We start from the raw sequence: 22192 nt of genomic DNA, 5'->3' as shown, positions 1-22192 counted from the left end.
CGGGCCGTGGACGACACCCGGCGACCGGCCGGCGATAAGAAGCCGATGACGGCGCAATGACCACCCCGCCTAGCGTGCCTGACCGATACGTGACGTGAAGCGGATCAGCGCAGGTCAGGGAGTCCACTGTGTACGACGTCATCGTGGTCGGGGCGCGCTGCGCCGGGGCCTCGACAGCCATGCTCTTCGCCCGTGCCGGGTACCGGGTGCTGATGGTGGACCGCGCGGAGTTCCCCCGGGACACCCTCAGCACGCTCTACATCCACCAGCCGGGCGTGGCCCTGCTGCGCCGCTGGGGCGTGCTCGACAAGGTGATCGCCACCGGCTGCCCGCCGCTGGACCGCGCCGTCTACCAGTGCGCCGACATCCGCATCGAGGGGTGCTCGCTGCCGGTCGACGGCCACCGGCCGGCGTACGCGCCCCGGCGCCATCTCCTGGACGAGATCCTCGCGGACGCCGCCGTCGCCGCGGGAGCGGAGTTCCGTCAGGGCTGCACCGTCACCGACGTGCTCTGCGACGACGAGGGCCAGGCGAACGGCGTCCGCTGCCGCACCGCGGACGGCCGGGAGACCGAGGAGCATGCGCGCCTGGTGGTCGGCGCCGACGGCATGCGCTCCCGTGTCGCCGGCCTGGTCGACTCCCGCATCACCGTCGAACACCCCGCGGCCACCTGTGCCTACTACACGTACTGGGAAGGCGTCACCGACCGCTTCGAGCTGTACGAGGCGCCGGGCCGCTGGGTCGGCACCGTCCCGACCAACGACAACGCCACCCTCATCGCGGCCTACTTCCCGCAGAACGCATTCGACCAGGTCCGCAAGGACGCGATGGGCTCCTACCTGGAGGCGATTCGCACCACCGCCCCCGAGCTGCACCACAAGATCGCGTCCAAGTCCCCGCTGGAACGCCTGCACGGCACCGGCGACCAGCGGAACTACTTCCGTGAGGCGGCCGGGCTCGGCTGGGCCCTGGTGGGCGACGCGGGCCACCACAAGGACTCCATCACCGCCCGCGGCATCACCGACGCCTTCCGCCAGGCGCAGCTCCTGGCGGACTGCGTCGGCGGCGACCTGGCCGACCCGGAGAAGCTGCTGGACGCCCTGGAGGAGTACGCCGTGCAGCGCGACGAGATGCTGCTCGACGCCTACTACTCCACGCTGTCGGTGGCCGAGCTCCAGGTGCCCGAGCACCGGCTGTCCATGCTGCGCGTCATCGCGGGCGACCAGCAGCTCATGGACCGCTACTTCGCGACGCTGGCCGGCGCGCTGAGCGTCGAGGAGCTCTACACGCCCGAGGTGTCGGCCCGCATGTGAGACGCCCCGGCTCCGCGTACCTCCCACCGCACCGCCCGCCCCGCCGGAGCATCCCGCAGCTCGCGGCCGAAGAACGACGCCAGGCGGGAGCGGGTGGTGCGGATCGCGGTGCTCGGCGGGACGGTGCCGATGTTCTCGACCACGGTGCTGCGCGGCAGACCGAGACGGCGGGCGATCTGGGGGAGCAGTGCCACGGCGTCCGTGTACGTCGCGTGCGACGCGCCGCGCAAGGTCAGCTCCTCGCGCCGCCCGGTGCTGTGCCGCCACAGCGCACCCCAGGAGGGCACCGTCCGGTGGTCGTTGCCCTCCTTGCCGATCAGCAGGAAGGGCCGCGCCAGACCGTCGGCAGCCGCCGAGGACAGATGCCCGGGGTCGTGGTCGTCCTGCACATGGGCGAGGACACCGTCGAGGTCGGCCGCCGCCGCGATCCTCGGGTCGTCGTGCATCGTCTGCACCGCGGTGAAGCCGCCGGCCGAGTGCCCGAACATGCCGATCCGGCGCAGGTCCAGGCACCCGAGCAGCCGGCGCTGGGCCGCGCCCGGCAGCTGGTCCAGCACGAAGCGGGCGTCGGCCACCCGCACGGACAGGGCCTTGCGCAGCAGCGCCGTGGCATCACCGCGGCCCTGTGCGACCTGGGCGAACCGCGCGGGCAGCACGCTGCGTTCGACGCGTCCGCCGGGGAACTGCACGGCGGACGCGTCATACGTGTGGTCGATGGTCACCACGACGTACCCACGGGAGGCGAGGTCGTCGCAGAGCGTGCTGCCCAGCGAGCGCGGGTCGAGCACCCCGGGCGAGTAGCAGACGACCGGGTACGGTCCGTGCCGCTCGTCCACGGGGGCGCCCTGGTGCGCATGGGTGCGGGTGGCGGACCAGTCGACCCTGCCGCCGGGCACCCCGCTGAAGTTGTTCAGCGCCGCGAACCCCGCGGCCTCACCGGGCAGTATCTGCGCGGCCGTCGGGAAGGCATCCACGGCGCGGGCCGGGTAGCGCAGGCTCACCATCAGCTCCCGGCTCGGCCGCGCGGCCACCCACGGGTCGGGACGTGCGGTGTCGACCAGCCGCAGTGAGACGGTCCCGACGGCGAACGGTCCGCCGGGCTCCGGCAGCACCAGACGCAGCGGCCCGGCGCCGCCCGGTACGAAGCCCGTGGCCGCCGCCAGCAGTACGGAGCGACGAGTCTGCATGGAACCTCCTGCCGTGCATACGCCCAGGTCACGGCGGCGGCCCGGACCGGGGCGCCCGCCGACACCTCAACGAGCCCCGGCCGTGCGCGTCACGAGCTGCGGCGTTCGGCTGACCCACCCGGGTGCCACCCGCGAGCCTCCGGGCGGCGCGGTGCGGAGCCGGCCCGGCCCGTACGGGGCTGGGCACCGGTCTCCGTGCGGTGGGAGGCGGCGTCAGTAGACGTCGCGGACGTAGCGCTTCTCCGCGGCCAGGCGCCGGACGAAGGCGGTGGCTTCGTCACCGTCCATACCGCCGTGGGTGGCGATGAGCTCCCTGAGCGCCTGGTCGACGTCCTTGGCCATGCGTCCCGCGTCGCCGCAGACGTAGAAGTGGGCGCCGTCCTGGAGCCACTGCCACAGGCGGGCGCCGTTCTCGCGCATCCGGTCCTGGACGTAGACCTTGTTGCGCTGGTCGCGGGAGAAGGCGAGGTCGAGCCGGTCGAGATGGCCGGATGCCCGGAACGCCTCCAGTTCCTCGCGGTAGTAGAAGTCGGTGGCCTGCCGCTGTTCGCCGAAGAAGAGCCAGTTGGGGCCGGTGTGGCCGCGGGCCCGGCGGTCCTCCAGGAAGCCGACGAAGGGTGCCACGCCGGTTCCGGGCCCGACCATGATCATGGGCGTTGCGGGGTCGGCGGGCGGGCGGAAGTGCGGTGAGCGCTGTACGAAGACCTGTACCGGGCCGTCGTCCGCACAGTCGGCGAGGTAGGTCGAGCACACACCCTTGCGGTGCCGGCCGAGGTCGTTGGTGTAGCGGACGACGGAGACGGTGAGACGGACCTCGCCGGGGTGCGCGAGCGGGCTGGAGGAGATGGAGTACAGACGGGGCTGGAGGCGCCTGAGCACGGCGGTCCACTCCGCCGCGGACGCGCGGACGGGGTACGCGGCGACCACGTCGGCGGCCTGGCGGCCCCAACTCCACTTCGCCAGTGCGTCCTTGTTGCCGGGCCGCAGCAGGCGCTTCAGCTCCTGGCCGCCGGTGCGGTCCGCCACGAACCTGAGCAGATCGGTGGAGATGCGGGCGATGTCCAGGCGGGTGCGCAGTGCTTCTTCGAGGGGGATACGGGCGTCGTCGCCGAGGTCGACGGGTTCGTCGGGGTCCAGCCCGGTGAGGGCGAGCCATTCGGCGACGAGACCGCCGCCGTTGGCCGGCCATACGCCGAGGGCGTCACCGGCGTCGTGGGCGAGTGCGCCCTCGCGGGTGTCGAAGGCGAACTGCCGTACCTCCTTCTGGGAACCCGGCAGGCTCAGCAGCCTGTTGCCGACGAGCAGGGTGGCGAACGGCGATGCCCTGGTGAATCCGGCGGGTGCGGGTGCGGGTGCGGGTGCATGTGCGGGTGCGGCCGGCGGGGAGGCGACGGCCGGTGCGGTCGCGGCGGCTGCGGTGTCGCCGGGCCCGGGGGCGTTCGACCCGTCTCCCTCCGCGGTCACGGGGCGCCCGTCCTCGGCTGCGGCCAGGGCGGTGACGACCTCGCCGAGCCACTGCTCGGCGGCGCCCTCGAAGTCGGGCTCGCAGTCGGCGCGGGCGACGAGCCGGGTGGCCCCGAGTGCGTCGAAGCGTTCGTCGAGCCGGCGGCCGTGACCGCAGAAGTCGTCGTAGGCGGAGTCGCCGAAGGCGAGCACGGCGTACCGGATTCCCTCCAGCCGTCCGGTGTCCGGGGCGGACAGCGCCTGCCAGAAGCCGGCGCCGTTGTCGGGGGCGTCGCCGTCGCCGAAGGTACTGGTGACGATCAGCAGGTCGGTGCCGGTGGTGAGCTGCGACGGCGCGACGTCCGCCATGGGCAGCAGTTCCGGGGTGCGGCCCGTCTCGGTGAGCTGGGCGGCGGCCATGGCGGCGAACTCCTCGGCGTTGCCGGTCTGCGAGGCCCACAGGATGAGCAGACGGCGGGTCGGTACGGCCGTGCCACCCGCCGGTCCGCCGCTCTGCGCGGGCGCCGGGGCGGCCGCGGGGCCGACGGCCGCGGCGGTGCGGGAGAACATGCCGGCGAGGACGCCGTCGACCCACAGCGCGGAGTCGGGGGCGAAGGGCGCGTCCTGCGGCAGCACCGGGACGTCTCCGTCGGGCGGCGCCAGGGCGAGACCCGCGAGATACCCGGAGAGATAGCGGCGCTCCGGCTCGGCCAGTGGTACGGGGGCGAGGTCGGCGATGCCGAACAGCGTGGCGAGTGCGGGGACGGCGGAGTCCGCCGGGGCCGCGGCCGGGGCGGGGAGTACGGGCGCCGCGTGGCGCGCGGTGGCCGTCGGGGCGGCCTCGGGCCGGGTGTCCGGGCGGGCAGCCGCGAGGGGGGCGGCGGTCCTGGTGAGCGTGACGGCGCATGCCTTGAACTCGGGCTGGAAGGAGACCGGGTCGACGGCGTCGTTCGTGACGGCGTTGATGCTGAGGTACTCGCCGAACAGGTCGTTCCAGTGGAAGGGGGCGAAACAGGTGCCCCTCCGGACCCGGTCGGTGACCACCGCGGGCAGCACGGCGCGCCCCCGGCGGGAGGCGACCTCCACGTGGTCGCCCTCCGCGATCCCGAGGGCGCCGGCGTCCTCGGGGTGGACCTCCACGAAGGGGCCGCGGTCGAGCCTGGCGAGCTTGGCGACCTTTCCGGTCTTCGTCATCGTGTGCCACTGGTGCTGGAGGCGGCCCGTGTTGAGGACGAACGGGTAGTCGTCGTCCGGGAGTTCGGCCGGCGGCAGGTGCGGGCGGGGGAAGAACTGCGCCCGTCCGCTCGCGGTCGGGAAGGCCAGCCGGGGGCGACTGCCGTCCTCCCGTTCCAGGAGCGTCTGGCTGACGCCGTCGTTGAGGTAGCGGACCGGGCTGCGGTCCGGGCCGTCGGCGGCCGGTGCCGGCCACTGGACCGGCGTGGTGCGCAGCCGTTCGTAGGTCACGCCGCGCAGGTCCCAGCCGGTCCCCGGGTTCCACGCCCGCTTGAGCTCCTCGAACACCTCCTCGGACGAGGTGTAGTCGAATGCTTCGGCGAAGCCCATCGCGCAGGCCACCCGGGCGATCAGCTGCCAGTCGGGCAGCGCCTGTCCCGGCGGGTCGACGACCCCTTGCACGAGGGTGAGGTTTCGCTCGGAGTTGATCATGATGCCGTCCGACTCGGCCCACAGCGTCGCGGGCAGGACGACATCGGCGTACGCGTTGGTCTCGGTCTCGGCGAAGACGTCCTGCGTGATGACGAGTTCGGCGGCCTCCAGACCGGCGATGACGGTCCGGCGGTTGGCGACCGATGCGACCGGGTTGGTGCAGATGATCCAGCACGCCTTGATGTCGCCGGCGGCCATCTGCTCGAACATCTCGACCGTGCCGCGTCCGACCTCGGTACGCAGTGAACCCCGGGGGATGTTCCACAGGTCCTCGATGAAGGCGCGCTCGGTGTCGACCAGTACGGAGCGCTGGCCGGGCAGGCCGGGGCCCATGTAGCCCATCTCGCGGCCGCCCATGGCGTTGGGCTGGCCGGTCAGCGAGAAGGGTCCGGACCCCGGGCGGCAGATGGCGCCGGTGGCGAGGTGCAGGTTGATCAGGGCGTTGGTGTTCCAGGTGCCGTGGGTGGACTGGTTCAGCCCCATGGTCCAGCAGCTCATCCACTCGCCGGCCTCGCCGATCCACTGTGCGGCCCGGCGGATGTCGCCCTCCGCGAGGCCGGTGATCTCCGCGACCCGGTCGGGCGGGTAGTCCGCGAGGAAGGCGGGCATCTCCGGCCAGCCCTCGGTGAACTCGGCGATGAACTCCTCGTCGGTGTGACCGTTCGCGACCAGCAGGTGCAGCAGCCCGTTGAGCAGCGCGAGGTCGGTGCCGGGCCTGATCTGCAGGAAGAGGTCGGCCTTGTCGGCGGTGGCGTTGCGGCGCGGGTCGACGACGATCACTCTGGCCCCGGCCGACTTGACCCGGTCCATCATGCGCAGGAAGAGGATCGGGTGGCAGTCGGCCATGTTGGCGCCGATGACGAAGAAGACGTCCGCCCGGTCGAAGTCCTGGTAGGAGCCGGGCGGCCCGTCCGCGCCCAGCGACAGCTTGTAACCGGATCCGGCGGAGGCCATGCACAGCCGGGAGTTCGACTCGATCCGGTTCGTCCGGACGAAGCCCTTGGCCAGCTTGTTCGCCAGGTACTGCGCCTCCAGGGACATCTGCCCGGACACGTAGAAGGACAGGGCGTCCGGCCCGTGCTCGTCCAGGATCGCCCGCAGCCGGCGGGCGACCGACGCTATGGCCTCGTCCGTGTCCGTCCCGACCGGCTGGGCGCCACGCTCGGCACGCACCAGCGCCTTCTCCGCACGCCCGGGCGCGGCCATCATGTCCGCGCTCGTGGCCCCCTTGGTGCACAGGCGGCCGGAGTTCGTGGGGTGCGCCTTGTCCCCGGACACCTTCGCCGCACGGCGGCGCCCGTCGGCATCCCGCGCCACGTCCAGCACGATCCCGCACCCGACCCCGCAGTACGAGCAGACCGTGCGGACCCCGCCGTCCTCCGAGCCAGATGCCACCGAACCCCCACCCCGCGGTGCGTGTACCTCCCGGACCGGGCCGATCCGCCGGTGGCGGGCCGGCCCACGACCAGCACCGTAGGAAGATCGAATTTCCGGCCCGTACACGACGGGAGCGGCAGGGGTTACGCCCCACGCACACGCCGGCACCGCGCCGTGTGAGGCGAGCGGGCCCGAGGGGCGGACCGGCCGATGCACCGCCGCGGTCGCCGCCGGAGACGGACGACCACCCCGCCGGGCCCCGTGCGCAGGGTGCGGCGGACACGGTCCGCACGGGGCGGGAGCCCCTCGGCGGCGGTCTCCGGGGGACGGGGCCCGGGCCTTCCGACGCCCCTTACCCTGGAGGGATGAGCAGCAGCGACCGGAGCCACGCCGTGGACGTGATGAAGACCTATGCGATCCGCACCTACGGGTGCCAGATGAACGTCCACGACTCCGAGCGACTTGCCGGACTGCTCGAGGACGCCGGCTATGTGCGGGCGTCCGAGGACGCCGCCGAGGGCGATGCCGACGTCGTCGTCTTCAACACCTGCGCGGTGCGCGAGAACGCCGACAACCGGCTCTACGGCAACCTCGGCCGGCTCGCACCGATGAAGGCCAGGCGGCCGGGCATGCAGATCGCCGTCGGCGGCTGCCTGGCGCAGAAGGACCGCGACACCATCGTCAGGAGGGCGCCCTGGGTCGACGTCGTCTTCGGCACGCACAACATCGGCAAGCTGCCGGTGCTCCTGGAGCGCGCCCGCGTGCAGGAGGAGGCGCAGGTCGAGATCGCCGAGTCCCTGGAGGCGTTCCCGTCGACCCTGCCGACGCGCCGCGAGAGCGCCTACGCGGCCTGGGTCTCCATCTCCGTCGGCTGCAACAACACGTGCACCTTCTGCATCGTCCCCGCGCTGCGCGGCAAGGAGAAGGACCGCCGCCCCGGCGACATCCTCGCGGAGGTCGAGGCACTGGTCGGCGAGGGCGTCTCGGAGATCACCCTGCTCGGGCAGAACGTGAACGCCTACGGCAGTGACATCGGCGACCGCGAGGCCTTCAGCAAGCTGCTGCGCGCCTGCGGACGGATCGAGGGCCTGGAGCGCGTCCGCTTCACCTCGCCCCACCCGCGCGACTTCACGGACGACGTCATCGCCGCCATGGCCGAGACCCCCAACGTCATGCCGCAGCTGCACATGCCGCTGCAGTCCGGCTCGGACACCGTCCTGAAGGCGATGCGCCGCTCGTACCGCCAGGAGCGCTACCTCGGCATCATCGAGAAGGTGCGCGCCGCGATCCCGCACGCCGCGATCACCACCGACATCATCGTGGGCTTCCCCGGCGAGACCGAGGAGGACTTCGAGGAGACCCTGCACGTGGTCCGCGAGGCGCGCTTCGCGCAGGCCTTCACCTTCCAGTACTCCAAGCGTCCGGGCACCCCGGCCGCCGAGATGGAGGACCAGATCCCCAAGGAGGTCGTCCAGGCGCGCTACGAGCGGCTGGTCGCCCTTCAGGAGGAGATCTCCTGGGAGGAGAACAAGAAGCAGGTCGGCCGCACGCTGGACCTGATGGTCGCCGAGGGCGAGGGCCGCAAGGACGGCGCCACGCACCGGCTGTCCGGACGCGCCCCCGACAACCGCCTGGTCCACTTCACCAAGCCAGGCGAGGAGGTGCGCCCCGGCGACGTGGTGACCGTCGAGATCACCTACGCCGCGCCGCACCACCTGCTCGCCGAGGGCGAGGTCCTGGGCGTACGGCGCACGCGCGCGGGGGACGCCTGGGAGAAGCGGAACGCCGCCGAGGCCGCGAAGCCGGCCGGTGTGATGCTCGGTCTTCCGAAGATCGGCGTCCCCGAGCCGCTGCCGGTGGCCACCGGCAGCGGCTGCGGCTGCGACTGAGCCACATGAGCCGGGCGGCATCCCCACCGCCCGGTACCCCGGCTACGCTGCCGATCATGCTTGTTGCCGCCGCCGTGTGCCCCTGTCCGCCGCTGCTCGTACCCGAGGTCGCCACCGGAGCGGCACCGGAGCTCGCCGCAGTGCGCACCGCATGCTCGGACACCCTCGCCGTGCTCGCCGCCGCGCGGCCCGACCGGCTGGTCGTGGCCGGTCCGACGGACGAGAGCGGCGCCGGTGCGTACGCCGAGGGAACGCCCGGATCTTTCCGCGGCTTCGGTGTGGACCTCTCCGTACACCTGGGCGGTGAAGGTCCCCGGGAGGCGCAGCGGGAGCTTCCGCCCTCGCTCGCCGTCGCCGCCTGGCTGCTGGCGCGCACCGACTGGGCCGCCGGCCCCGTGGAGGGCCTCGGCGTGCCGCAGGACCTCGCGACCGAGCAGTGCGTCCGGGCCGGCCGGGAGATCGCCGGGCGGTCGGAGCGCGTGGCCCTGCTGGTGATGGGCGACGGCAGTGCCTCCCGCGGCCTGAAGGCGCCGGGATACCTGGACGAGCGCGCAGCGGCCTTCGACACGGAGGCCGCGCGGGCGCTCGGCGCGGCGGACACGGCGGCGCTCACGGCGCTCGACGCCGTGCTCGGCACCGAGCTGAAGGCGGCGGGGCGTGCCCCCTGGCAGGTCCTGGCCGGAGCGGCGGAGGGCGCCGCACTCACGGGAGCCCTGCTGTACGAAGGCGCGCCGTACGGCGTGGGGTACATGGTCGCGGCCTGGTCGTAGCCGCGCCGGCACCGGTCCGCCGCGGCCGACGGGCTCCGTGCGCGCCCGGAGGACACGGGGCGGGCCGCGTGCCGTGATCACCCATGCGATCACCCGCCGGAACGCTCACGGCGGAGTGCCACCCGGAACGCACACGGCGGACGGCCGGAGAGCGAATGCTCCGGCCGTCCGCCGGTGACGAGGTCGGTGCCCCGGGTGGGCGGCTCAGGGGGCCGGCGGAGGCGGCGGCGGGGAGGCCGACGGAGGCGTCGTACCGCCCTCTTCCGTCTGCTCGTGCGGCATGTCCTCCTTGTGCGCCAACCGCTCGTAGGCGCCCTTCGCCTTGTCGGTGTGCGAGTGGATCTTGTCGCTGTACTTGCCCTTGGTCTTCTCGTCGACCAGCTTGGCGGCCTTGTCCAGGCCGCGGTCGAACTTCTCCTCGTGCTGCTGCGCGAGGTCCGAGACCTTGTCCTTCGCGGGGGCGAGCTTGGTCTTCAGCGTGTCCTTGAAGCCCACGGGTTCACCTTCCTTCGCGCGGTACTACTTACGGGCGCCCTCGCCGGCCTCGTTGTCGGCAGCCTCCTCGACGCGCTGCTGTTTGGGAATCTCCACGCCCTCGGCTGTGGCGCCGGCCTTGGCCCCGGCGTCCCCGGCGTCGGTTCCCGGTGTCTCCTTCGCCTCCTCGGCCTCCGTGTGGACCGTCTCGGCGGCAGTCGCGGCCTCGGCGGTTGACGCCTCCTCCGTCCCCTTGGACCTGCGGAGGAACCGTGCAAAAACGCCCATAACTACTCCATAGCGTACTCGTGTGAGCGAAATCCCGCGCCGCCCGGTGCGTCCCCTCTGCGCCACCCGGGTCACCGGTTCTCGAAGACCGGCGGCCGGAACCTCGCAACTGGCAACGACCTCGGAACGGCGCCGTCACGTAACTCGTTCGGGAACCACCCGTGAGGTTTGCGAGACTGGGGCGGTGAGTAGCACAGCTCCCGCACCGCGGGTCATCGCCGTCGTCGGGCCGACCGCGGCCGGAAAGTCCGATCTTGGTGTCTTCCTCGCCCAGCAGCTCGGCGGCGAGGTCGTCAACGCCGACTCCATGCAGCTCTACCGCGGGATGGACATCGGCACCGCCAAGCTGACCCCGCAGGAGCGCGGAGGCATTCCCCACCACCTGCTCGACATCTGGGACGTGACCGAGGCGGCGAGCGTCGCCGAGTACCAGCGGCTCGCCCGCGCGGAGATCGACCGGCTGCTCGCCGAGGGCCGCACCCCCGTCCTCGTCGGCGGCTCCGGGCTGTACGTCCGCGGGGCCATCGACAACCTGGAGTTCCCCGGCACCGACCCGGACGTGCGAGCACGCCTGGAGGAGGAGCTGGCCCTGCGCGGCCCCGGCGCGCTGCACGCACGGCTCGCCGCCGCCGACCCCAAGGCCGCCGCGGCGATCCTGCCCGGCAACGGCCGCCGCATCGTGCGCGCCCTGGAGGTCATCGAGATCACCGGCCGCCCCTTCACCGCCAACCTCCCCGGCCACGACTCGGTCTACGACACCGTCCAGATCGGCGTCGACGTGGCGCGCCCCGAGCTCGACGAGCGCATCGCGGTGCGCGTCGACCGCATGTGGGAGGCCGGCCTCGTCGACGAGGTGCGTGCCCTCGAGGCGCAGGGCCTGCGCGAGGGGCGTACGGCGTCACGCGCCCTCGGCTACCAGCAGGTGCTCACGGCGCTCGCCGGCGAGTGCACCGAGGACGAGGCCCGCGCCGAGACCGTGCGGGCCACCAAGCGCTTCGCCCGCCGTCAGGACACGTGGTTCCGCCGCGACCCGCGTGTGCACTGGCTGAGCGGGGCGGCAGCCGACCGCGGGGAACTCCTCGGGAGTGCACTGTCGTTGGTCGAACGACCGGTCACAGCCTGATCACGTGATGGCATCGGGACGCTCCGGCCGTCATCCCGGCCTCTGACGCCGTGCCATCATCAACCATCGATCGACCAGTGGAGTCCGGAGTGGGAGGGCGCGTGGCGATGGAGGCCGGCCCTCGCGACACCGCACAGGGCGGAGAACCAGACACCGATCTCGGAGCGCAGCCGCACGGCGCGCGGCACGGGATCGCGGGCCCCGCGGCGGGCGCCCCGGACGGGCTGACGGCCGACGGCCCGCTGACCGCCGACGGGCCCCTGGCATCCGACGGTCCCGACGCGGCGCCGGGCGGAGTGACCGACGACGGCCCGGGCGAGGGCGAGATGACCGCCCCCGAGGTCGAGGTCGAGCTGCGCCCCCAGCGCCGGCTGCGCCTGTGGCAGCTCGCGCCGATCGTGGGGCTCGCCGCGGGTGGCTCGCTGATGTTCGCCTTCCCGCTGGCCTTCGAGTTCGGCGACGGCGGCCCCGTCGTGGCCATGCTCGGCCTGCTGATCTTCTCGTGCGCCGCGGGCTGGGGCATGATGGCCGCCCGCCGTGTGGGACACACCTGGCCGGGGCTGCCGCAGCGCGGATCCGGGCGCCGCCCCGACTGGCGGGTCGTCCTGGGGTACGCCGTGGTGGTCGCCGTGGTCGCGCTGCTCGCCGTGCTGCGCGTGGCCCGCCTGCGCTGACGCGGGCGCGCGCCGCCCGTGGCGCCGTCCCGAATCCGTGCCCACCCCTCGGACGGCCGCGGCCGAGTGCCGCGGCGACCCTTTACGATCGAGGAATGAGCACGCGGATCGCATTCCTCAAGGGCCACGGGACCGAGAACGACTTCGTGATCGTCCCCGACCCCGAGAACACCGTCGACCTGCCTCCCGCCTTCGCCGCCGCCCTGTGCGACCGCCGCGCGGGCATCGGCGGGGACGGTGTGCTGCACGTCGTGCGCTCCGCGGCGCACCCCGAGGCGCGGGCGATGGCCGCCGAGGCCGAGTGGTTCATGGACTACCGCAACGCCGACGGCTCGATCGCCGAGATGTGCGGCAACGGCGTGCGTGTCTTCGCGCGCTACCTCCAGCGCGCCGGCCATGTCTCCGAGGGTGACATCGCCGTGGCCACGCGCGGCGGCGTGAAGACCGTGCACATCGCCAAGTCGGCGGACGGCGCCGACGGCGACATCACCGTCGGCATGGGCAGGGCGGTGCTTGCCGAGGGCGACGTCACCGTCGGCGTCGGCGCGCACACCTGGCCCGCGCGCAACGTGAACATGGGCAATCCGCACGCCGTCGCCTTCGTCGACGACCTCGCGGACGCCGGCAATCTGTTCACGCCGCCGTCCTTCGCCCCCACGGCCGCCTACCCGGACGGGGTGAACGTCGAGTTCGTCGTCGACCGCGGCCCCCGCCACGTGGCGATGCGCGTCCACGAGCGCGGCTCCGGCGAGACCCGCTCCTGCGGCACCGGTGCCTGCGCCGTGGCCATCGCCGCCGCCCGCCGTGACGGCGCCGACCCGGCACGGACCGGCACTCCGGTGACCTACACCGTGGACCTGCCCGGCGGTCGGCTGCTGATCACCGAGCGGCCGGACGGCGAGATCGAGATGACGGGACCGGCCGTCATCGTCGCCGAGGGTGAGATCGACCCGGGCTGGTTCGAAACCGTAAACCTCTGATCCTTCGCTCGAATGGGTGATCCGTTTCACGCTCGGCGAGAGCCGGTGAGCACCGCGTGATGGGCTCGGTAGCATCAAGCACCGGCCACGACGGGGACACCCCGACCCTCTCCCCGGGCTGACCGCCCGAGGAGCCCCCGCCGCTCCGCCGGTCCACGCAGCCGGAGGTGCCCATGAGTGCGGAGGCCACAAACCCTGTGACGCCGGGCGTGGCGGTGCCCGAAGCGGGGCGCAGACGGAGCCGGCCCCGGCTCGACCTGCGGCGGCTCGGCCGGGCCGCGCTGCTCGGGCCGGCCACCCGCGACCGGCTGCCCGACGCCATCGGCCATGTCGCCGAGGCCCACCGCGCCCACCACCCGGACGCCGACCTGGAGCCGCTGCGCAGGGCCTACCTGCTCGCCGAGTCCTCCCACCGCGGGCAGATGCGCAAGAGCGGCGAGCCGTACATCACGCACCCCCTCGCGGTCACCCTGATCCTCGCCGAACTCGGCGCCGAGACCACGACCTTGACCGCGTCCCTGCTCCACGACACCGTCGAGGACACCGATGTGACCCTGGACCAGGTGGGCACGGAGTTCGGCGAAGAGGTCCGCTACCTGGTCGACGGCGTCACCAAGCTGGAGAAGGTCGACTACGGCGCCGCCGCCGAACCCGAGACCTTCCGCAAGATGCTCGTGGCCACGGGCAACGACGTGCGTGTCATGTCCATCAAGCTCGCCGACCGGCTGCACAACATGCGCACCCTCGGCGTCATGCGCCCCGAGAAGCAGGCCCGCATCGCCCGGGTCACCCGGGACGTCCTCATCCCGCTCGCCGAACGCCTCGGCGTCCAGGCCCTCAAGACGGAGCTGGAGGACCTGGTCTTCGCGATCCTCCACCCCGAGGAGTACGAACGGACGCGCGAACTGATCGCCGCGAACGCCGAGCGCGGCGACGAACCGCTCGCCGGCATGGCCGACGAGGTGCGCTCCGTGCTCCGCGACGCCGGCATCAACGCCGAAGTCCTCATCAGGCCGAGGCACTTCGTCTCCGTGCACCGGGTACGCAGGAAACGCGGCGAGCTGCGCGGCGCCGACTTCGGCCGCCTCCTCGTTCTCGTGAACGAGGACGCCGACTGCTACGGCGTGCTCGGCGAACTCCACACCTGTTTCACGCCGGTGGTCTCGGAGTTCAAGGACTTCATCGCCGTACCCAAGTTCAACCTGTACCAGTCGCTGCACACCGCCGTCGCCCTCCCGCGCGCCCGCACCAACGCGCTCGGCAGGGCCCCCATGGCCGTCGAGGTCGCCGAAGTCCTCATCCGTACGCACCAGATGCACAAGGTCGCCGAGGCGGGAGTGGTCGCGCTGGGCAACCCCTACACACCGGGCGGCGACGACACCGACGCGGGCACCGAGGGCGAGCGCGCGGACCCCACCCGCCCCGGCTGGCTCTCCCGGCTGCTCGACTGGCAGCAGGCGGCACCCGACCCGGACACCTTCTGGTCCACGCTGCGCGAGGACCTCGCCCAGGACCGCGAGGTCACCGTCTACCGGCCCGACGGCGGCACGATCGGACTGCCCGCGGGCGCCAGTTGCGTCGACGCCGCCTACGCGCAGTACGGCGAGGACGCGCACGCCTGCATCGGCGCCCGCGTCAACGGCCGTCTGGCGACGCTCAGCACGGTCCTGAGCGACGGGGACGTCGTTCAGCTCCTCATGGGCCAGGACGCCTCGTCCGGGCCCTCCAAGGAGTGGCTGGACCATGTGCGCACCCCCGCCGCACGGATCGCCATCGGACGCTGGCTCGCCGCCCACCCCGTCCCGGTGCCGCCCGCCGAGCAGCCGGCACGCCGCCAGAGCCCGCACGCCACCCACGCGCCGCACGCCCCGTCCCGGCCGCCCGCCGTCCGGCCCGTCACCGCCGGCGCCGTCGTCGACCGCCCCGGGGCCGCCGTGCGGCTCGCCGGGTGCTGTACACCGGTGCCGCCCGACGACGTCACCGCCTTCGCCGTCCGCGGCGGCGTGGTCACCGTGCACCGCGTGGAGTGTCCCGCGGTGGCGCGCATGAAGGAACTGGGGCGCCCGGAGGTGGGCGTGCGCTGGGGGGACACCTCCGAGTACCGGGTCACGCTCGTCGTCGAGTCGTTCGGCCGGCCGCACCTGCTCGCCGACCTCACCGAAGTCATCGCGCTGGAGGGCGTCGCCATCGTGTCCGCGATCGTCGAACCCCCCGACCAGCAGCGCGTACGGCACACCTACACGCTGCAACTGCCGGACGCCGCCCACCTTCCCGTGCTCATGCGCGCGATGCGGGACGTCGCCGGCGTGTACGACGTGAGCCGCACCCGGCACCGGACGACGGCGGCCCGCTAGGGCTTGTCGTACGGATCACGCCGGGCCCGCACACCGTGCCTCGTTCGGGTGGGCCCGGCGCGCGTCGTCACCACGCGGTGGGTGCGCGCTGATAGCGGTAGGTCATGCTGCTCACCCCGTGCCCCAAGGCCCCGCTGCCCGCCCGACCGGGAGGAGTGTCGCGGCCGCCCCGCCGGGCCGGTCGGATCGGGACGGCGCTCATCGCCGCCGTCGCGACCGCCTCCCTCGTCGCGGCGAGCGCGCCCGACCCCGCCACCCCGCTCGGCATCGGAGACCGGCTCTTCCCCCACTTGGGCAACCCCGGGTACGACGTCACCTCCTACGACCTCGACTTCACCTACCCGGGCTCCAACACCAAGCCGCTCACCGCGGTCACCCGGATCGACGCCCGCGCCACCGAGCGACTCGACCACCTCAACCTCGACTTCGCACACGGCACGGTCGGCTCCGTCGAGGTGAACGGAGCACCCGCACGCTTCGAGACCGCCGACGAGGACCTGGTCGTCACTCCCGCCGTACCGGTGCCCGCGGGCGGCCTGCTGCGCATCACCGTGCGGCACACCAGCGACCCCCGGCCCGAGAAGGGCGCGGAAGGCGGCTGGGTGCAGACCAAGGACGGTCTGGCGATGGCCAACCAGGCCGATGTCGCGCACCGGGTGTTCCCCTGCAACGACCACCCCTCCGACAAGGCCCTGTTCACCTTCCGCATCACCGCGCCCAAGGACCTCACCGCCGTAGCCAACGGGCTGCCCACCGGCACCACCCGCAGCGGCGCCACGACCACCTGGACGTACCGCAGCGCACACCCCATGGCCACCGAGCTGGCGCAGGTCTCCATCGGCAGCTCCACCGTGCTGCACCGCACGGGGCCCGGCGGTCTGCCGGTACGCGATGTGGTCCCCACCAAGGACCGTGAGGTCCTGGAGCCGTGGCTGGAGAAGACGCCCGCACAGATCGGCTGGCTGGAGGGGAAGGTCGGGGCCTACCCCTTCGAGGCCTACGGCCTGGTGATCGCCGAGGCGCAGACCGGCTTCGAACTCGAGACCCAGACGCTCTCGCTCTTCGAGAAGGAGGTCTTCACCCGGCCCGAGTACCCCGCGTGGTACGTCGACTCGATCATGGTGCACGAGCTGGCCCACCAGTGGTTCGGCGACAGCGTCAGCCCCCACAGCTGGTCCGACGTGTGGCTGAACGAAGGGCACGCCACCTGGTACGAGGCCCTGTACGCCCAGGAGCACGCGGACCGGCCGATGGAGGACCGGATGAAGGCCGCCTACCAGCAGTCGGACGCCTGGCGCGCGGCCGGCGGGCCCCCCGCCGCCCCCAAGCCCCCGCAGCCCGGCCAGAAGATCAGCATCTTCCGTCCCGTCGTCTACGACGGCAGCGCGCTCGTCCTCTACGCCCTGCGCCAGGAGATCGGCCAGAGCGCCTTCGAGCAGCTGGAGCGGCAGTGGGTGAGCACGTACCGTGACGGTACCGCCACGACCCAGGACTTCGTGCACCTCGCGTCCGACGTCGCGGGCCGCGATCTCACCGGTTTCTTCAAGGGCTGGCTGTACGGCGCGAAGACCCCGGCGATGCCGGGGCACCCGGGCTGGAAGTCCGGGACGAAGGCCGCGCACCCCGCAGGCCACGGCACGTCACCCCGCGGCAAGAAGCGCCACTGACGCCCGGCGCGGCGCCGGGGGACGGGCGGGGGAGGGGCCCGGGCGGGCCCCTCGCGGAGCGGCCGGTAATCAGGTGACGAGACGGGCCGTGCCGTGCGACCATCATCGGGTCGGCGGCGCGGCCGGCCCCGTCGTCCGGGGCCGGGCCCCGGGACGGGCGGCGGCCGGGGAATCTCCCGGCGGCCCCGGACGTTGACCACGATGACGGGCGGGAGCCCGTCGCGATCCGGATTCCCCAACGACGTAAGGACCCAATGACCTCCTCTTCTTCCCCTTCCCAGGACGCACAGAGCGTTGATCGGAACTACACCGAAGGTCTTCGGGCCGATGCCCTGATGGAAGAGGACGTCGCCTGGAGCCACGAGATCGACGGAGAGCGGGACGGCGAACAGTTCGACCGCTCCGACCGCGCGGCGCTGCGCCGGGTCGCGGGACTCTCCACCGAGCTCGAGGACGTCACCGAGGTCGAGTACCGCCAGCTCCGGCTGGAGCGGGTCGTGCTCGTCGGTGTGTGGACCTCGGGGACCGTCCAGGACGCCGAGAACTCCCTCGCCGAGCTGGCCGCCCTCGCGGAGACCGCGGGCGCGCTCGTGCTCGACGGCGTCATCCAGCGCCGGGACAAGCCGGACGCCGCGACCTACATCGGCTCCGGCAAGGCCAGGGAGCTGCTCGACATCGTGCTCGAGACCGGCGCCGACACGGTCATCTGCGACGGTGAGCTCTCACCGGGTCAGCTGATCCACCTCGAGGACGTCGTCAAGGTCAAGGTCATCGACCGCACGGCGCTGATCCTCGACATCTTCGCCCAGCACGCCAAGTCCCGTGAGGGCAAGGCGCAGGTGGCCCTCGCGCAGATGCAGTACATGCTGCCGCGGCTGCGCGGCTGGGGTCAGTCGCTGTCCCGGCAGATGGGCGGCGGCAAGGGCGGCGGCCTCGCCACCCGTGGTCCCGGTGAGACGAAGATCGAGACGGACCGGCGACGGATCCGCGAGAAGATGGCGAAGATGCGCCGGGAGATCGCGGAGATGAAGACCGGCCGCGAGATCAAGCGCCAGGAGCGGCGCCGCAACAAGGTGCCCTCGGTCGCCATCGCCGGATACACCAACGCCGGCAAGTCCTCGCTGCTCAACCGGCTCACCGGAGCGGGCGTGCTCGTGGAGAACGCACTGTTCGCCACCCTCGACCCCACCGTGCGCCGGGCCGAGACGCCCAGCGGGCGGCGCTACACGCTGGCCGACACCGTCGGCTTCGTACGCCATCTGCCGCACCACCTCGTCGAGGCGTTCCGCTCCACGATGGAGGAGGTCGGCGACGCCGATCTGATCCTGCACGTGGTGGACGGGTCGCACCCGGCGCCCGAGGAGCAGCTGGCAGCCGTCCGTGAGGTGGTCCGCGACGTCGGCGCCACCGGCGTGCCCGAGATCGTCGTGATCAACAAGGCCGACGCGGCCGATCCGCTGGTGCTCCAGCGGCTGATGCGGATCGAGAAGCGTTCCATCGCCGTCTCGGCCCGCACCGGCCAGGGCATCGACGAACTGCGCGCGCTCATCGACGTCGAGCTGCCCCGCCCCGAGGTCGAGGTCGAGGCGCTCGTGCCCTACACGCACGGCAAGCTCGTCGCCCGCGCCCACGACGAGGGCGAGGTGATCTCCGAGGAGCACACCCCGGAGGGCACCCTGCTCAAGGCGCGGGTGCACGAGGAGCTGGCGGCCGAGCTGGCGCCGTACATGCCGGCAGCGGCCCGCTGACCCCGGGCCGGCCGGTCGGCCGAGCCGGGCCCAGGACATGAAGGAGGCCCCGTCCCCGAGCAATTCGGGTACGGGGCCTCGGTCATGTGCGGGCGGCCCGCGGGCCCCGGCCGGGGCGGCGCCCCCGGACCCCGGCCCAGGGGCCGCCCGCTCCGCTCACTGCCCGGCGAACTTCCTGCTCACCGACTGGTAGACGCCCTTGGCCTCCTTGCCCAGGTGCGGACCGGCCAGCCAGCCCGAGGTCACCGGGCCGATCGACGTGTTCGACACCAGGGCCGGCCTGCCGTCCGCACCCGGCGACACCCAGCCGCCGCCCGAGGCGCCGCCGGTCATCGTGCACCCGATCCGGTACATGGTCGGCTCGTTCTTCACGATCGACAGCCGCCCGGGCCTGTCGGCGCACTGGTACAGCTTCTGCCCGTCGTACGGCGGCGCGGCCGGGTAGCCCTCGGCCGTCATCCGCGGGATCTGCGGCACGGCGGGCGCGTTGAAGTTCACCGGAAGCGCCGAACCCACGGTCTCCTCCAGCGACTTGCCGTCACCGCCCTTCTCCGGCGTCACATGGATGACCGCGAAGTCGTAGGGCGCGCCCTGCCCGCCGGTCGGACCACCCTGCTCGATCCACTGCGCCGACGTCTGCGCCCAGTTGCCCCACCACACGCCGTAGGGAGCGACCTGCTCGCGCGTGGCGTTCTTCAGCTGTGCGCCCGACATGGACTGGTTGTTGTACGCGGGCACGAAGGCGATGTTGCGGTACCAGCCGCCCTTCTTGCCGGCGTGCACACAGTGGCCGGCCGTCCACACGAGATTGGACTTGCCCGGGTGCGCCGGGTCCTCGACCACCGTCGCCGAACAGACCATGGTGCCCTCGGGGGAGTCGAAGAAGACCTTCCCCGCCTCGGCCGCGCTGTCGTGGTACGGAGTCCGGACACTCTTCGCGACGACCGGGAGCGGCGTCCGGTCGGTCACCCCCTGGTCGCCCGAGATGTCGTTCTCCTGGACCCCCTTGTCGGGGTCCTCGGCCCGCCGCATCCGGTCCGGGTTCCAGAGCCCGTCGATGATCGGGTTGACGAAGTCCTGCGCCTCACGCAGCCACCTGTCCCGGTTCCAGTTCTTCCAGTCGCCGTGCTTCCACTTGTCCAGATCGATCCCGTGCTCCTTGAGCCGCTTGCGGATGTCGTCCGGGATCCTGATCTTGTCGTCGCCCGCGTGGGACGCCGTGGGGGTCGCCTTGGCGCCCGCGTCACTGTCACCCGGACCGCAGGCCGTGGCGGTCAGAGCCAGTGCGGCGCCCAGGGCGACGGACGCCGCCACGGAACCTCTGCGCCGCGCGCCCCTCCCACGGCGGGCGCTGACGAGCGGGCGTATCGAACGCATGGTGACTCCCCCTGAAGTAAGAGAACTCCGCGCGGCCGAGCAGGGTGAACGGCGCGCGGTCTGCCGTGTCGACGGCCGGTCCGCTGAACGGCCCACCACCCTATGCCGATGCCGTCCGGGACCGCCGACGGAACCGCAACGGTTCCGTCACGGCAAGGATCTTCCCTCTGCCCGTGATCCCCCGCGGTCACCGTCGTTGGTACGTACGGGGTACCAGCGTCCGGTGTTCACCCCGCCTCGCCCACTCGCCACCGGACGGCGAGCGACGACAACGGCGAGAACTCACCCATGGACAAGGGGAGGACCAGCAGTCGTGGCCGTGACCGAGCCTGCGCCCGCGGCGGCGCCCGCCGCACACGAGGGCATCCTGCGCCGCCAGTCCGCACGCGAATCGGCGGCACGCACCTACGCGCGCGCCCTGCCGATCGTCCCCGTGCGGGCCCGTGGCCTGACCATCGAGGGTGCCGACGGCCGGCGCTACCTCGACTGCCTCTCCGGCGCGGGCACGCTCGCCCTCGGTCACAACCACCCCGTGGTCCTCGAAGCCATCCGCAAAGTCCTCGACTCCGGCGCCCCGTTGCACGTCCTCGACCTCGCCACACCGGTCAAGGACGCCTTCACGACGGAGCTGTTCCGCACGCTCCCGCCCGCGTTCGCCGAGCGTGCCCGCGTCCAGTTCTGCGGGCCGGCCGGCACCGACGCCGTGGAGGCAGCGCTCAAGCTCGTGCGGACGGCGACGGGGCGCACCGGTCTGCTCGCCTTCACCGGCGCCTACCACGGGATGACGGCCGGTGCGCTGGAGGCTTCGGGCGGCGCCCAGGACGTACGGGTCACCCGGCTGCCGTTCCCCCAGGACTACCGCTGCCCCTTCGGAACCGGCGGGCCGCGCGGCGCCGAACTCGCCGCCCACTGGACCGAGAACCTCCTCGACGACCCGAAGTCCGGGGTCCCGCTGCCCGCCGGAATGATCCTCGAGCCGGTCCAGGGGGAGGGGGGCGTGATCCCCGCGCCGGACGACTGGATGCGCCGGATGCGCCGGATCACCGAGGCCCGGGACATCCCCCTCGTCGTCGACGAGGTGCAGTCCGGAGTGGGCCGCACCGGTGCCTTCTGGGCCGTCGAGCACAGCGGGATCGTCCCGGACGTCATGGTGATGTCCAAGGCGATCGGCGGCAGCCTCCCCCTGGCCGTCGTGGTCTACCGCGACGACCTCGACGTCTGGGAGCCGGGCGCCCACGCCGGTACCTTCCGCGGCAACCAGCTGGCCATGGCCGCCGGCGCGGCGACCCTCGCCCACGTCCGCGAGAACCGTCTCGCCGAGCGCGCCGCCGTGCTCGGCGCCCGGATGCTCGGCCGGCTGCAGGGCCTGGCCGCCACCCATCCGTGCCTCGGTGACGTCCGCGGCCGCGGTCTGATGATCGGCGTCGAGCTCGTCGACCCCACCGCCGCGGACCTCACGGCCCCGGGACCGCCGCCCCCGGCTCCCGAACTCGCCAGATCCCTGCAGCGCGCCTGCCTGGACCGCGGCCTCATCGTCGAACTCGGCGGCCGGCACGCCGCCGTCGTGCGGCTCCTGCCGCCTCTCACCCTCACCGACGAACAGGCCACCGCGGTGGTCGACCGCCTCGCCGACGCCCTGGAAGCAGTGGTGCGTGAGCAGCACCTCTGAACATGCGGCAGGGCGCGGCGACCCGCCCCTGCGGCTGCCGAGGCAGCGAAGCCACCATGTAGCAGATGACCTCTCATATCGTAGAAAAATTCTGAAAATCACTGGAATCCGAGACATCTGACGGAGACTCGAAGCGCCGATCATCCGGAAGCCGTTCACCCCCCCACACCCCGGCACCACCACAGGGCGTCCGT

16 protein-coding genes are annotated in these 22192 nt (G+C 72.7%); 10 read left to right on the top strand and 6 right to left on the bottom strand.

Annotated elements, in window-relative coordinates:
• Positions 1–128: 128 nt before the first annotated feature.
• Positions 129–1313: an FAD-dependent oxidoreductase gene (locus ACWCP6_RS22835; RefSeq protein WP_450934338.1), complete on the top strand. Its 1185-nt coding sequence runs from the start codon at positions 129–131 to the stop codon at positions 1311–1313.
• On the opposite strand, the gene ACWCP6_RS22830 is transcribed toward ACWCP6_RS22835, so the two are convergent.
• Positions 1283–2500, bottom strand: a complete 1218-nt coding sequence (locus ACWCP6_RS22830) for an alpha/beta hydrolase (protein WP_450934337.1) — start codon at positions 2498–2500, stop codon at positions 1283–1285. The genes ACWCP6_RS22835 and ACWCP6_RS22830 overlap by 31 nt on opposite strands.
• Positions 2501–2713: 213 nt before the next feature.
• Positions 2714–7003, bottom strand: a complete 4290-nt coding sequence (locus tag ACWCP6_RS22825) for a molybdopterin-dependent oxidoreductase (RefSeq protein WP_450934336.1) — start codon at positions 7001–7003, stop codon at positions 2714–2716.
• Positions 7004–7350: 347 nt separating this feature from the next.
• Here ACWCP6_RS22825 and miaB point away from each other — a divergent pair, with 347 nt between their 5' ends.
• Entirely contained in the window at positions 7351–8874 is a 1524-nt protein-coding gene (miaB, locus tag ACWCP6_RS22820) for a tRNA (N6-isopentenyl adenosine(37)-C2)-methylthiotransferase MiaB (RefSeq protein WP_450934335.1), read from the top strand.
• Between the two features lie 56 nt (positions 8875–8930).
• Complete coding sequence (locus ACWCP6_RS22815) at positions 8931–9644, top strand: class III extradiol dioxygenase subunit B-like domain-containing protein (protein WP_450934334.1); 714 nt, start codon at positions 8931–8933, stop codon at positions 9642–9644.
• A 204-nt stretch (positions 9645–9848) separates the two neighbouring features.
• On the opposite strand, the gene ACWCP6_RS22810 is transcribed toward ACWCP6_RS22815, so the two are convergent.
• The 3 genes from ACWCP6_RS22810 to ACWCP6_RS22800 all read right to left on the bottom strand — a co-directional run bounded on the left by ACWCP6_RS22810 (position 9849) and on the right by ACWCP6_RS22800 (position 10622).
• Positions 9849–10139 (bottom strand): antitoxin, encoded by a 291-nt coding sequence (locus ACWCP6_RS22810; RefSeq protein ID WP_450934333.1) that lies wholly within the window; start codon positions 10137–10139, stop codon positions 9849–9851.
• A 24-nt stretch (positions 10140–10163) separates the two neighbouring features.
• Entirely contained in the window at positions 10164–10406 is a 243-nt protein-coding gene (locus tag ACWCP6_RS22805) for a hypothetical protein (RefSeq protein ID WP_450934332.1), read from the bottom strand.
• Between the two features lie 135 nt (positions 10407–10541).
• Positions 10542–10622: a hypothetical protein gene (locus tag ACWCP6_RS22800; RefSeq protein WP_450934349.1), complete on the bottom strand. Its 81-nt coding sequence runs from the start codon at positions 10620–10622 to the stop codon at positions 10542–10544.
• On the opposite strand from ACWCP6_RS22800, the gene miaA reads away from it, so the two are divergent.
• From miaA to hflX, 6 genes are all read left to right on the top strand, one after another.
• Positions 10591–11529, top strand: a complete 939-nt coding sequence (miaA, locus tag ACWCP6_RS22795; protein WP_450934331.1) for a tRNA (adenosine(37)-N6)-dimethylallyltransferase MiaA — start codon at positions 10591–10593, stop codon at positions 11527–11529. The two genes, ACWCP6_RS22800 and miaA, sit on opposite strands and share 32 nt — an antisense overlap.
• A 107-nt stretch (positions 11530–11636) precedes the next feature.
• Complete coding sequence (locus tag ACWCP6_RS22790; RefSeq protein WP_450934348.1) at positions 11637–12203, top strand: hypothetical protein; 567 nt, start codon at positions 11637–11639, stop codon at positions 12201–12203.
• Between the two features lie 95 nt (positions 12204–12298).
• The gene (gene dapF / locus ACWCP6_RS22785) at positions 12299–13183 is read left to right on the top strand and encodes a diaminopimelate epimerase (protein ID WP_450934330.1); all 885 of its coding nucleotides are present in this window, start codon (positions 12299–12301) and stop codon (positions 13181–13183) included.
• A gap of 173 nt (positions 13184–13356) precedes the next feature.
• Entirely contained in the window at positions 13357–15537 is a 2181-nt protein-coding gene (locus ACWCP6_RS22780; RefSeq protein ID WP_450934329.1) for a RelA/SpoT family protein, read from the top strand.
• A gap of 104 nt (positions 15538–15641) precedes the next feature.
• Positions 15642–17204 (top strand): M1 family metallopeptidase, encoded by a 1563-nt coding sequence (locus tag ACWCP6_RS22775; RefSeq protein WP_450934328.1) that lies wholly within the window; start codon positions 15642–15644, stop codon positions 17202–17204.
• A gap of 254 nt (positions 17205–17458) precedes the next feature.
• Entirely contained in the window at positions 17459–18952 is a 1494-nt protein-coding gene (hflX, locus tag ACWCP6_RS22770; RefSeq protein WP_450934327.1) for a GTPase HflX, read from the top strand.
• 156 nt (positions 18953–19108) lie between these two features.
• Here the strand turns inward: hflX and ACWCP6_RS22765 are convergent, their stop codons facing one another.
• Positions 19109–20329: a trypsin-like serine peptidase gene (locus tag ACWCP6_RS22765; RefSeq protein ID WP_450934326.1), complete on the bottom strand. Its 1221-nt coding sequence runs from the start codon at positions 20327–20329 to the stop codon at positions 19109–19111.
• 313 nt (positions 20330–20642) lie between these two features.
• Between ACWCP6_RS22765 and ACWCP6_RS22760 the strand changes: the two genes are divergently transcribed.
• Positions 20643–21998 (top strand): diaminobutyrate--2-oxoglutarate transaminase family protein, encoded by a 1356-nt coding sequence (locus ACWCP6_RS22760; RefSeq protein ID WP_450934325.1) that lies wholly within the window; start codon positions 20643–20645, stop codon positions 21996–21998.
• Positions 21999–22192: the final 194 nt, after the last annotated feature.

Source organism: Streptomyces sp. NPDC002004 (assembly GCF_053593975.1).
This window is presented reverse-complemented; position numbering and strand designations above follow the sequence as displayed.